Consider the following 13040-nt stretch of genomic DNA (forward strand, 5'->3'; position numbering starts at 1 on the left):
GTCTCCCGATCAGGTTGGCAGGGTCAGACGAACTGGACCCGCGACTGGATCAGCGCGCGCGGCACCAGGGCCGACCACACGCCGATAATCTCGCGCGTGCGGTCCTGATGGGGCACGCGCTTGCCGGTGGAGGCCAGTCCGCATACGGCCATGCTGTCGATTTCCCGCCCCACCTTGACCGCTTCTTCCTTCGTGCGGGTGCGGGCCGCCACACGTATCGCGATCTCGTTAGGCTCGCACGCCGGTTCTGGCGAAGCCACGCCGTGCACGGCATTGACGCCGAGGAAGTCGATACGCAACTCGTCGGCCCGCAGATTCGCCATGGCAAACCGTTCCTCGAGAATGCGCTTTGCCAGCTTCGCCTTCTCCAGGCAGCCCGGGCCGGCATAGAAGAACATGTCCTCGCCGATATGCCCTTCGGTGCAGCCCAGCGACACCTTGAGCGTATCGGTACGCGGCAGGCCGCTGACTCCGCTGATGCGTACGCGGTCGGGGCCAACCTGCTCCAGCACGGCGGTCGAGAAGTCCACGATGACATCCGGCGTGATATAGCGCCGCGGATCGTGAACTTCATAGAACATCTGCTCCTTGACCGTTTGCAGGTCGATGCGGCCACCGCTGCCCGCCACCTTCGCGATCACGGCGCTGCCGTCGGCCTCCACCTCGGCGATCGGAAATGCCAGGTTCCACGGCTCGGGCACGTCCTTGTAGCCTGGATCGCCGAAGTACCCGCCGGTCACCTGTGCGCCGCATTCGAGCAGATGGCCGATAGCACTGCCCCGCGCCAGCAGGGCGACGTCGTCCGGCTGCCAGCCGAAATGATGGATCATCGGCGCCAGGAACAATGACGGATCGGCAACCCGCCCGGTGATCACGATCTGCGCGCCAGCTCGCAGTGCTTCGACGATCGGACCGGCGCCCTCATACGGCTCCGCGCTGATCAGCGTTTCCCGCAGCGTCGACACATGGGCGCCGGTCTCGAACAGCGTGAGATCGAGTTCGCAGATGCTGCCCGTGAGATCGGTCGTGGTGACGGCGGCAATTTTCACGCCGGGCAGGCCGAGTTCCTCGCACAATTCCGCGACGCGCCTGGCCGCGCCAAGCGGGTGAATCCAGCCCTGGTTGCTGATAATGCGTGTGCCATTGGCAATGCAGTGGGGCAACACGGCACGCATCCGGTCGTCCAGATACGTGTCGTAGCCGCCAAACGCGGGATCGCGTCGCTTGCGCACCTGCGCGGCCGATACCGTTGCCTCGGCCATGGTTTCAAAGCAGAGGTAGTCGAGCTTGCCGAGACGCGCGGACCGTTCCGCCGGCTCGACGCGGTCTCCCCACCAGCCGGATCCGGAGCCGATGCGAAGCGTAGTCTTCTGGGTCATGACTTCAAGTGTCCTGGTTTGACGATGGAGCGAGGGGGGTGCCGCTCATTGCGCCTTGATGCCGGCGCTCTTGATCACGCGCGACCATTTCTCGGTATCGGCCTTGATTTCGGCCGCAAACGCGGCGGAGCCTTCGCCGCCCGGCTCGGCACCGAGTTGCTCGATGCGTTTGCGCACATCCGGCATCGCCAGTGCCTTGTCGACCGCCTGCTGGATCTGGCGCACGCGCTCCGGCGGCGTGCCGGCTGGTGCCAGCAGACCGAACCACGAGTTGACTTCGTATCCGGGCAGCCCGGATTCACGCACCGTCGGCACGGCGGGCAGTACCGATGCCCGCTTGATGCTAGTCACCGCGAGCGCCTTGACCTTGCCGGCCTGGATCTGCGCAAGGGCGGAGGGCAGGTTGTCGAACATCAGGTTGACCTGTCCCGCAAGCAGGTCGGTCATCGCGGGGGCAGCACCCTTGTAGGGCACGTGCTGCATGGTCGTGCCGGCCATCGCGTTGAGCAGTTCCCCCGAAAGGTGAGGGGAGCCCCCGGTGCTCGTCGACGCGTAGTTGATCTTGCCGGGCTCCCGCTTGGCCAGCGCAATCAGCTCGCCGACTGAGTTCGCGGGCAGCGTGCTGTTGACCAGCAACACGTTCGGGGAATTGGCGACCAGCGTGACGGGCGCGAAGTCCTTCGCGCTGTCGTACGGCATCCGGGCATAGATGAACTGGTTCGTGACCTGCGTGCCAAGCGTGCCCATCAGCAGCGTGTAGCCGTCTGGGGTTGCGCGCGCGACCGCCTCAGCGCCGATATTGCCGCCCGCGCCGGGCCGGTTGTCGACGATGACAGACTGCCCGAGCACTTCGCCCGACTTCTGCGCGATCAGGCGCGCGAGGATGTCCGTCGTGCCGCCCGGGGTGAACGGCACCACGAGCCGGATCGGCTTGGTCGGGAACGCTTCGGTGGCGCCGGCCGGCGTGTTGGCCGCCAGGCAGAGAAGCGGCAGGACGGCGGCCAGCAGACGCTGGCGCGGGAAGGTGATCATCGGCTGTCTCCTGTATGCAGGCATTGGTTTCATCGATGGAAACTCTATGCGGCACATGGTAGGAAGCAGCCGGAAACGGCGTCAATCAATCGGCCGAAATTTTCAATGAATGAAAATTCGACGGTCACCAATGGCAAGCGTCTGGCGCATCGCGAACAGCGCCTGCGCCGTCAGGTCTGCCCGCAGATTGCCGAGGATCTGCCGAAGATCCGCCGGCTGCGACAAGGGGTCGCATCCATCCGATATCGGGGCACTGACGCAGGTCAAGGCCGGTATAGTCGCGACTCCACATCATTCCGGACGGCGGCTGATTGCACACCGGATGCTCAGGTCTGGATCGCCTTGCCATCAACCAATCAGCCTTGCGAGCATATCGCTCGCGCCTTCCGTAGTCGGTGACTTGTCGCCGCAGCTGGACATGCACCGTCGTACGAAACACCACCGCTTCGAGTTTTCCTGATGCGCCGACAGTCGTCTTATCGCACTGCCTGGCTGGGGATTCTCGCCATTCTGCTGGCCACGCTCATGCCGCTCGCGTCGACGCTCGTGAGCGGCGCGAAGCTGCCTGTCGACACGGTCTGCAGCGCGGCCGGGCACCAGACCGGCGGCCAGAGTGAGGCTTCGCTCGATGATTCGTTCGCCGCGCACTTCAACCATTGCGGCTATTGCGGCCTGCTCGCGCATTTGCCTGCGCTGGCGACCACGTCAATCGACACCACTCCGGCAAGTGTCATCACGTCTGCTGCCGTGCTGCCCCGCCTGCCCGCAGGGGTGCGGCACCGGCGCTATCTGCGCCGCCCATCGCGCGCGCCGCCATTCAGCATCTGAACACGCCTAAACCGTCCTTCTGATTCTTATCACGCCCTCGCTCGCGATGTCATCACGAGCGGGTGGGTGTCATTGCGCTGTTCAAATGCTTATCCCAAACAAAATCCAGCGTGCCTGCGCGCTGTCTCCGTTCGATCGCGATCGCGATCGCTATTCGCATCGCGCATCGGTCCTTCTGCTCTCGCTCGTTGCCTGCGCACCCTTTGCCAGCCGTGCCGCTGAGAACACGGAACATACCGAGCACACCAGCAACGACGCCGCGGCCGAAGTTGTGCTGCCGACTGTCGAGGTCTCCGCGAGTCCCCTCAATATCCCAATCGTTGTCGTGACGGACCCCAAGGCACCGCGACAGCCTTTGCCCGCGAGCGACGGCGCCGATTACCTGAAAACCGTGCCCGGGTTCACCGCGATCCGCAATGGCGGCAGCAATGGCGACCCCGTCCTGCGCGGCATGTTCGGGTCTCGACTCAACATGCTGGCCAACGGCGCGCCGAGCCTGGGCGCATGTCCCGGCCGGATGGACCCGCCCACCTCGTACATCGCCCCGGAGAGCTACGACAAGGTCACCGTGATCAAGGGCCCGCAGACCGTGCTCTACGGCCCGGGCGCATCGGCCGGCACAGTGCTGTTCGAGCGCGAGGCGCCACGTTTCGACAAGCCCGGCGTGCGCATGGATGCGAGCCTGGTGGGCGGATCGAATGGCCGCAATGACGAGAACCTTGAAGTCACTGCTGGCACCCCCGAAGTCTACGGACGCCTGAATGCCAACAAGTCGTACGCCCAGGACTATCGCGACGGCAACGGCAATACCGTGCCTTCGGCCTGGAGCAAGTGGAATGCGGACGCGGCGGTGGGCATCACTCCCGATGCCAACACGCTCATCGAACTCGCCGCCAGCACCGGTGACGGCAACGCCCGCTACGCCGGGCGCGGCATGGACGGCGTGCGCTTCAAGCGCGACAGTTTCCAGTTGCGCTTCAAGAAGCAGAACATCGGCGAGTTCCTTCGCCGCGTCGACGCCGAGGTGTATTACAGCGATGCCGACCATCGCATGGACAACTACACCTTGCGGACACCACCTCCAGGCAGCATGGCCATGGCTTCAGACGTGCGCCGCCGTACCGCAGGCGGTCGCATCGCCGCGACCTTCGACCTCAGTGCGAACGTGCAATGGGTGGCTGGCTTCGATGCGCAGTCGAATAGCCTCGATACCCGCTCGGCCATGGGCGTGCTGAGCCCGTCGTCGATGCCATGGAATCCGTCGGCGTCGCTTTCGAACTATGGCCTCTTCAGTGAACTGACCTGGGAAATCAATGACGCGCGGCGCGTGGTTGCCGGGGCACGGCTGGACCGCTCGGGCGCCACGGACGAGCGTGCCACGGTCAGTGGGTCGATGGGCATGATGAAGATGCCGAATCCCACCGTGGATGAGACGCGCAGTCAGTTGTTGCCGAGCGGCTTCCTGCGCTATGAGCACTCGCTAGCGGAAACGCCGGTGACCTGGTACGCCGGACTCGGGCACACCGAGCGCTTTCCTGACTACTGGGAGCTGTTCTCGCCGAAACGTGGCCCGTCTGGGTCGACGAACGCGTTCACGGGCATCGAGCCCGAGAAGACCACCCAACTCGACATCGGCGCCCGCTATCGCACCAAGACGCTGGACGCTTCGATCTCCGCGTACGCCGGTTACGTCAACGACTTCATCCTGTTTTCCTATGGCTCCGGCGCGACCGCGAACCTGTCGCAGGCCAGCAATGTCAACGCGCAGATCATGGGCGGTGAGGTCAGCACGTTCTGGTACCCCAGCGCAAGCTGGAAGCTGGGCGGGTCAGTCGCCTATGCCTGGGGCCGCAACGTGGACAGCGGCGACCCGCTGCCGCAGATTCCGCCACTCGAGATGCGTCTGAGCGCCGATTACACGTGGCGCGAGTGGTCGGTCGGCGGTCTGTGGCGCGTCGTGGCGCCGCAGCGTCGCTATGCGCTGCACGAGGGGAATGTGGTCGGTCAGGATTTCGGGCCGAGCGCCGGCTTTGGCGTGGTCTCGGTGAATGCGCAGTACAACTTCAACAAGAGCGCGCAGCTGTCGATCGGCATCGACAACCTGTTCGACAAGGCCTACACCGAGCATCTGAACCTCGCCGGTAACGCCGGCTTCGGCTACGCCGCCTCCACGCCAATCATGTCGCCGGGGCGGACGTTCTGGGGGCGGTTGCGCATCAAGATCTGAGGGCGGGGCGGCAAAAGTAGAAAGTGGGCGGAGAAGCATGGCTTCCCGCCCACCAATGCCGCGCGGCAGCGCCGACGGTTAAACCGCCTGCAGCGCCTGGTCGATATCAGCCAGCAGGTCGTCGATGTGTTCGATGCCTACGCAGAGGCGAACCGTATCCAGTCCCACGCCCGTCTGCGCCAACTCTTCCGGGGAAAGCTGGCGATGCGTCGTGGAAGCGGGGTGCGTGGCCAGCGACCGCACATCGCCGATGTTCACGAGGCGCGTGAACAGCTGCAGCGCATCCAGGAACCGGGCGCCAGCCGCCCGGCCATCACCATCGGCGGCCTTGACGCCGAACGTGAGCAACCCCGAAGCCTTGCCGTTCATGTACTGCTTGGCGAGCGCGTAGTCCTGGTTGTCCTCGAGCCCCGCGTAGTTGACCCAGCCCACCTTGGCATGCTGGCTCAGGTGCCGGGCCACCGCGAGCGTGTTGTCGTTGATCCGATCCATGCGCAGGCCAAGCGTTTCGATGCCTTGCAGGATCAGGAAGGCATTGAACGGCGACAGCGCCGCGCCCATGTTTCGCAGCGGAACCACACGAGCCCGGCCGATGTATGCCGCGGGGCCGAAGGCCTCCGTATACGTCACGCCGTGATAGCTGGCATCCGGGGTATTGAGCTTCGGAAAGCGCGAGGGGTACTTCGCCCACGGGAACTTGCCCGAATCGACGATGGCTCCGCCAATGCTCGTGCCATGACCGCCGAGGTACTTCGTCAGCGAGTGAACGACGATATCCGCGCCATGCTCGAACGGGCGAAGGAGGTAGGGCGTGGCGACGGTATTGTCGACGATGACCGGCACACCATGCCGCTTTGCGATCGCCGCAATCTTCGCGATATCCGTCACGTTACCCGCCGGATTACCGATCGACTCCACGAACACGGCCTTGGTCCGGTCGTCGATCAGTGCCTCGAAGCTTTCCGGGCGACGGTGATCGGCAAACCGTGTCGTAACGCCAAACTGCGGCATGGTATGCGCCAGCAGGTTGTAGGTGCCGCCGTAGAGCGCCGAGGAAGCGACGATATTGTCGCCGGCCTCGGTGATCGTCTGGATCGCCGCCGTGACCGCTGCCTGGCCGGATGCGACTGCCAGCGCTCCAACACCGCCTTCCAGCGCCGCGATCCGCTTCTCAAGCACGTCGGTCGTCGGGTTCATGATCCGGGTGTAGATATTCCCCGGCACCTTCAGATCGAACAGGTCCGCGCCATGCTGCGCGTTGTCGAAGGCGTATGCCGCCGTCTGGTAGATCGGAACTGCCACCGCCTTAGTCGTGGGGTCAGGGCTATATCCCGCGTGGACCGAACGCGTTTCGAATTTCCAGTTTTCAGACATTGATCAAGCACTCCCAGGTTTCACCAAAAGACAGCCTTCTCGGGGTGGCATAGCGCCTCCGGAGATCACGGGCATGTTACCCGGAGTCATGGTGGCAAGGTGAAATACGAATCACTCATATGCATATGCCATACGCAGCATGTGAGTCGGGATTCAAATGGATATTGGGATTTTTCGCCGTGAATCTAGGAAATTTCTGTGTCCGATTGGCGCCCCCGCTGCGCTAAATTTGGCCTCATCCACCAGGCGATGAGCCGCCCTCGGACCCGCTAGCCAAGCTTGCCCGACCCGATCCGTGGGAACTCCGAAATCGTTTCTCACGCGCCGAATGCAAAGCCGGGGACCGACGCCTCGTCGCCGAGCGGTCGGGCACACCCACGATTTTTCAACCCATTCCTCGTCCCGGGCATGACCTCATGAAAGAGACACTTCGCCACGCCGCCTCCCGATGCCGGCGCTGGACGCTGGCCGTCCTGTTCCTGTTGCTTGGCCTTGGCCTGATGCAGCCCGCCATGGCGTTGCCGGCAAAGCTGTCCGTCGGCATGCTCACCAACGGCTGGCCTCCGTTCTCGATGCTCAACGCCGGTCAGGCCGAAGGCATCGGCATGGATTTTCTTCATGAGGCCCTGCGCGGGCATCAGATCACATACACCGTGAAAGGGTATCCCGACATGGCGTCCCTCCTCGCGGCCTTGTGCGCAGGCGATGTGGACGTGGTGCTCAATGTTGCCATCACGCCGGCACGACGTCGGTGCCTCTCCTTCTCCGAGCCATATTTTGATGGCGATGCCGTGGTGGTCGGTCGTCCCTCCGCCGTGTTGGAAGAGGACCTGCTCGCGTCCATGCAAACCGGCCGCTTCGCGATCGAACCCGGTTACTACATGGAGGGCATTCTGCGTCAGCGTTATCCGAAGGCGAGCATGGTGCCCATCAAGGATACGACCGATGGATTGCGCGCCATCGTGAACGGGCGGGCGGACTACTACGCCACCCTGCAGCCAGTGGCCGAGTACGCAATGGTTTCACACGAGTTTGCGGGACTGAAGATCCTCTCGCGCTACCGGGAACCAACAGGAGCCATTCACTTCGCATTCCGATCCAACGCAAAGGAACTACGTGATGCGACCAACGCTGGCCTGGGGGCCATCGATCCGACTCGCCGCGCCGCCTTGCTGGCACGCTGGATGACCTCGCAGGTCGCCTCGCCCGACAAGCCCCAGAAGTTCTTCCTGACCGACGAGGAGCGTGCGTTCCTGAAGTCGTTGCCGACGCTGACGGTCGGCGTCGACGCGGGGCTCGCGCCGTACACGTACCTGGACGAAAGTGGCCGCGCCAGCGGCATAGCGATTGACTATCTGACTTACCTTGGCGAGACGCTGGGCGTCCGCTTCCGGCGCCAGCCGACGAGTGACATGCAGCAGACCGTCGAGGCGCTGCACCGGGGCAAGATCGATCTGATGGCCGTTGCGGTGCCGGAGGACCCCACGCTGCACGGCTTGCCAGTATCCCGTCCGTACTCGACGTTTCCAGTGGTGGTCGCGGGCAGAAACTCGGCCTTGCCGCTCGCACACCTGCGCGATCTCGCTGGAAAGCGAGTTGTCGTCACCGACTCTGGTGGGGTTGGCGATTTTGTCCGGCACGAGGTACCGGGCGTGAAGCTGGAGATCGCCCCGAATGTCCACGCCGGTCTCGACATGGTGGCGCAGGGGAAAGCCGATGCCTATGTAGACGACATCGTCTCGACCGACATCGAATTAAGACGCAGTTTTGCCGGCAAGCTGCGGGTGATCGGTTCGGGCGAGCACATGCTCAACAGCGGCTTCGCGGTCAACCCTGCGCTAGCCGGGCGACTGCTGCCCTTGATCAATCGCGCGCTCTCCGTGTTGCCGGAGGACCGGCGGCTGGATATCCAGAATCGTTACGCCGGCACCAGCTATGTGCTCGAAACGTCGTGGCTGAATGCGCTCTGGCGCGCGAGTCCGATCCTGATCGGGCTGTTGGTCATCGTCCTGATCCTGCTTCGTTCCCAACGCCTGTACCGTAAGGAGGCTTCCATCCGTCGCGAGGCCGAGCGGGAGCTTTCGACCCAGTTGCGCTTCCAGTCGACGCTGATGGATGCCATCCCCTTACCCATTGTCGTCAGCAACAAGGACGGCCGGTATCTGCGGTTGAACGCATTCTCGGAATGGATCACTGGGCGGTCATGGGCCGATATCGTGGGACACACCACCACGGAAGTACATTTCTGGGGCGAGGCGAACAGCGCGCGGGTGGAGGAGGCGAGCCAGCGGGCCATCGACACAGGCAGGCTGGTGCAACTCCAGTTGCAACTGCAGGACAAGGAAGGCCTGGAGCGGCATTTCCTTCTCTATATCAAGCCCTTTGTCTGCGAAAGCAATGTCGAGGGACTGATCAACACCGGCGTGGATGTGACCGAAATCCGGCAAGCAGAGCTCGAGGCGCGCGAGGCACAGGGCCGTCTGGCCGATGTCACGCGCTACCTGCCGATCACGGTGTTCCAGGTACGCCAGTCGGGCCACCTCGGCCGGGGGCCGATATGGGTGAGTGGCAATACCACGGACCTGTTCGGCGTCGACGCCGAAACCCTGGCGGTCAATCCCCCCACGATCGAAGCTTGTGTGCATCCCGAGGACCGGATGTCCCTGCGTCGCGCCATTGCCACGGCGCGGCGGGAGCTTCAGGTTCTGAACCACGAAGTGCGCCTGCGCAAGCTGGAAGGGTTTCGCTGGACTCGCTTGCAGGCCGTGCCCCGTATCGAGATCGACGGCAGCGTGCTCTGGAACGGCTATTGGCGTGACACTCAGGCCGAGCATGAACGTGCGGCTGCGCTGGCCAGCGCCAAGGAATCCGCGGAGGCGGCATCCCGTGCCAAGGATAGTTTCCTGGCCATGATGAGCCATGAGATTCGCACGCCGATGAACGGCGTACTGGGGCTTGCGGAACTGCTTTCCCATACGTCCCTGACGCCGGAACAATCCGCCACGGTCGGCATGATGGGAGATTCGGCAAGCGCGTTGCTCCAGATTCTCGACGATATCCTGGACTACTCGAAGATTGAAGCCGGCCGCATCGACATTGAGTCCCAGCCATTGGATATCCGCGAGCTTTGCGATTGCACCATCGGTGTGCTGGCGACCCGCGCGCATGAGAAAGGCCTGCATCTGCGGCTGCATGTGGGGGCGGATGTTGCCGCTGTGGTACTAGGCGACAGCGTGCGCCTGCGCCAGGTCCTGTTCAACCTGCTCAGCAACGCCATCAAGTTCACCGAAAGCGGCATGGTGTCGGTGTCCGCCGAGGTGGTACAGGAAACGGAGACCGTGCAAACCCTCCGGTGGCGCGTGACCGATACCGGTATCGGCATCGAGCCGCAGAGCCAGAACCGGCTGTTCGATCCTTTCGTGCAGGCCGATACGTCGACCACGCGCCGTTTCGGCGGCACGGGCCTTGGCCTGGCAATCTGCCGGCGTCTGGTGCAGTTGATGGGTGGGCGCATCACACTGAAGAGCGAGCCCGGCATCGGCACCCAGGTCGAAGTCGAGTTGAGCCTCCCGGTCAAGGAAAGACGCTATTCAAAGCCGCCGCTGGCAGGCATCCAGTTCGGGGTCCGATTGCGGGATCGCGCGGTGGGCCAAGCGCTGACGGACTTCCTGTCTGCCGCTGGCGCGACCAACTCTGCAAGCCCGGACGCGCGTGACAAGCCGCAGTTGCTGTTCCTCAACGACGGCGAGTATGCGCCGCCGTCGCCGGTCGGGCAGGCCAGTCCCATCGTGGTGCATGTCACAGAAAAACCCAAACTGGCGGGCTACCGGCTGACAGAATCGGATGTCCGCCTGAGCAGCAATGCTCTGAGCTGGCGCGCGATCAACGCGGTCACGACTGCCGCCATGCAGGCCCGGGCGCGCACTGTCGCCACCCCGACGCAGGCCAAGCTGAAGCCTGTTGCGCACGCAGTGACGCGCGAACAGGCGCTGGCATCTGGCAAGTTGATCCTGGTGGCGGAAGACCACGAAACCAATCGCATCCTGCTGCAGCATCAACTGAAGCTGCTCGGTTATGCCTGCGATGCCGTGGTCGACGGGCAGCAGGCACTCGACGCCGCCGAGAAGACGGCCTATGCGATGCTGATCACGGATTGCCACATGCCGAACGTCAATGGCTATGAACTGGCAAGACAGCTTCGCGCCCGCGAAGCCGAAGCCAAAGCCGGAACGGACGCCCATCGCCTCCCGATCGTCGCGATCACGGCCAGCACCGAAGCCGAAGAAGTCCAGCGCTGCAGGGAGGCCGGCATCGACGAATGCATGTTCAAACCGACACAGCTCAATGCCTTGCGCGCGTGTCTCCAGCGATGGAACCCAGACAACCAGGACGCCGACGGGCGCACGGGGTCCGGCAAGGCCTGACCTTGGCTGGGATACAGCGGCTGCATGTCCCTCCCTGGAGGCCGCGGCAGCGCCACGGACGATCAACTCAACGTCGTCTACTGCCTCTGCCGCGGCGCGTCAGGTTGAGCAGGCGGAGCGGGGCTGGGTGCTGGCGTATCGTAGACGTCGGAGGCCGGCACGTTCATGCGTGGCGGCGCGGGGGCAGGGGGCATGGCGTGATTGCGTTGCGGGGCATTGCACCCGGCGATCAGACCCGCCGCAACGGCTCCGAGGCTCCATCGCACCAACGGAAGAAAATCCATGCCTGCCTCCTCCTTGTCAGACTCGTGCTACCAGCATAGTCATTTTCTGGCGATGAGGCTGGCCCCATTGCCAGCGTGGGCCCCCATGAAGCAAGGAATTGCCTAAAGTATTCAGCATGGCCGCCGTTGATGGATAAACAACGATCCACGTTCGGGGGTGATCATGCCGGGGACAAGGCTATCTCTGTTGCTCGTGTTGATGGGCGCGATCTCTTTGGCTGGGACTGCGCGGGCCGGCACCATCCAGTTTCGCGGCGCGATCACGGAACCCTCATGCCAGATGACCCAGGTCAGCCAATCGCGAGGGATATCAACCACGTGTAGCGAGGCTGGAACGATGACGACCCGAACGCTGAGCGATATCCGCCAACTTCCTCGCGATACGCGCATCGGCCCCAATCTGATAAACGTAAAAGCGGTACTCGGCGCCGGTGCCAGCGCGACGGATGCCCTGCCAGTGGGCTACATCGTAACCATCACCTATCTGTAGGACTCCAGAGCATCGTGCGCGAGCGACGAGGCTGATCAAGCCTTGTCAGCCGTCTCACTGGGCTTCAGCCATGTCCGCCGAGTCATCTCGGAATCCAGGACCAGCCTGCCATGCACGCGGCCGTTCATGCGCGTGACGTAATGCGTGCACTCTTCCATATGCGCCGACATCAGCGACCGCACCGCCTCCGCATCGCGCGCGCGGGCAGCCGCCACGATGCGCCGGTGGAACACCACGTTGGCGGCCCCGAAGCGTTCGTGCTCGCACGCCGGCGTCTCGTTGCCGAACACGACTAGCTGGCGAATCATCTCGTTGATGAGTTCGCAGCAAAAACGCAGCATCGGATTCGGGTTCGCCGCGGCCAGGATGTCGTGGAAGGTCAGGTCCTCCTGTCGCTGGTCCAGCATCTTGGTGCCGGCGGCAGCCTGTGACGCCGGGTCGCACAAGTCGATCGTGCGCTCGAGCGCCAGAAAATCATCCTCGGTCAAATGCGGGATCGCGCCGGCGGCCAACTCGGGCTCCAGGAGCCGTCGGACCATGTAGACATCGGCTATGCCAACGTCCTTGAAGAATAGATAGTTCTGCATGAGCTGGAACGTGCGATCCAGCGGTACTTCAACGATCGTGGCACCGCCCGAAGGCCCGGTGCTGACACTGATCAGTCCCTGGACCTCCAACGACTTCAGTGCCTCCCGAATCGTGCTCTTGCTGACCGAGAACATCTGCTGAAGCTTGATCTCGTGAGGCAGTTTATCGCCCGGCTTGAGGTTGCGCTGGGTAATCAGCCGCTTCAGTTCTTCAGCCACGAGGTCCGCGCGTTTCTGCTTGCGGATTCCAATGGCACCTTCCTTCGCTTCGCGAAACATCGACATTGCGCAATCCTTCACGTTTGCTGGACCTGCATGCCTCGCCCAGTCAGCCACTGGGCGCCATTCTATCCATCAGGGCCCGGCTGCCGCACCCGGACGAAAGGGCAGCGCCAGGCTGATCCGACGAGGACGC

General features: G+C 63.6%; 9 protein-coding genes. 4 read left to right on the forward strand and 5 right to left on the reverse strand.

Features of this window, described 5'->3' with window-relative positions; translation table 11 throughout:
* Positions 1–23: 23 nt before the first annotated feature.
* The 3 genes from K6G35_RS26145 to K6G35_RS26155 form a co-directional block, all read right to left on the reverse strand.
* Complete coding sequence (locus tag K6G35_RS26145) at positions 24–1379, reverse strand: acyclic terpene utilization AtuA family protein (RefSeq protein WP_495676573.1); 1356 nt, start codon at positions 1377–1379, stop codon at positions 24–26.
* Between the two features lie 45 nt (positions 1380–1424).
* On the reverse strand, positions 1425–2411 hold the full coding sequence (locus K6G35_RS26150; protein WP_495676574.1) for a Bug family tripartite tricarboxylate transporter substrate binding protein: 987 nt from the start codon (positions 2409–2411) through the stop codon (positions 1425–1427).
* 102 nt (positions 2412–2513) lie between these two features.
* Complete coding sequence (locus K6G35_RS26155; protein WP_272938066.1) at positions 2514–2636, reverse strand: hypothetical protein; 123 nt, start codon at positions 2634–2636, stop codon at positions 2514–2516.
* 234 nt (positions 2637–2870) lie between these two features.
* On the opposite strand from K6G35_RS26155, the gene K6G35_RS26160 reads away from it, so the two are divergent.
* Both K6G35_RS26160 and K6G35_RS26165 read left to right on the forward strand, forming a co-directional pair.
* Positions 2871–3239, forward strand: a complete 369-nt coding sequence (locus K6G35_RS26160; RefSeq protein WP_495676575.1) for a DUF2946 domain-containing protein — start codon at positions 2871–2873, stop codon at positions 3237–3239.
* Between the two features lie 85 nt (positions 3240–3324).
* Positions 3325–5466 (forward strand): TonB-dependent copper receptor, encoded by a 2142-nt coding sequence (locus K6G35_RS26165; RefSeq protein WP_495676576.1) that lies wholly within the window; start codon positions 3325–3327, stop codon positions 5464–5466.
* 78 nt (positions 5467–5544) lie between these two features.
* Here K6G35_RS26165 and K6G35_RS26170 read toward each other — a convergent pair whose 3' ends face one another.
* A complete protein-coding gene (locus K6G35_RS26170) occupies positions 5545–6840 on the reverse strand; it encodes an O-acetylhomoserine aminocarboxypropyltransferase/cysteine synthase family protein (RefSeq protein WP_008643505.1) in 1296 nt (431 codons plus the stop codon).
* 416 nt (positions 6841–7256) lie between these two features.
* On the opposite strand from K6G35_RS26170, the gene K6G35_RS26175 reads away from it, so the two are divergent.
* Complete coding sequence (locus K6G35_RS26175) at positions 7257–11264, forward strand: ATP-binding protein (RefSeq protein ID WP_495676577.1); 4008 nt, start codon at positions 7257–7259, stop codon at positions 11262–11264.
* A gap of 477 nt (positions 11265–11741) precedes the next feature.
* A complete protein-coding gene (locus K6G35_RS26180) occupies positions 11742–12038 on the forward strand; it encodes a YmdA family protein (protein WP_495677135.1) in 297 nt (98 codons plus the stop codon).
* Positions 12039–12073: 35 nt separating this feature from the next.
* Here the strand turns inward: K6G35_RS26180 and K6G35_RS26185 are convergent, their stop codons facing one another.
* Positions 12074–12910: a FadR/GntR family transcriptional regulator gene (locus tag K6G35_RS26185; RefSeq protein ID WP_495676578.1), complete on the reverse strand. Its 837-nt coding sequence runs from the start codon at positions 12908–12910 to the stop codon at positions 12074–12076.
* Positions 12911–13040: the final 130 nt, after the last annotated feature.

It is taken from the genome of Cupriavidus sp. HY129, assembly GCF_059492215.1.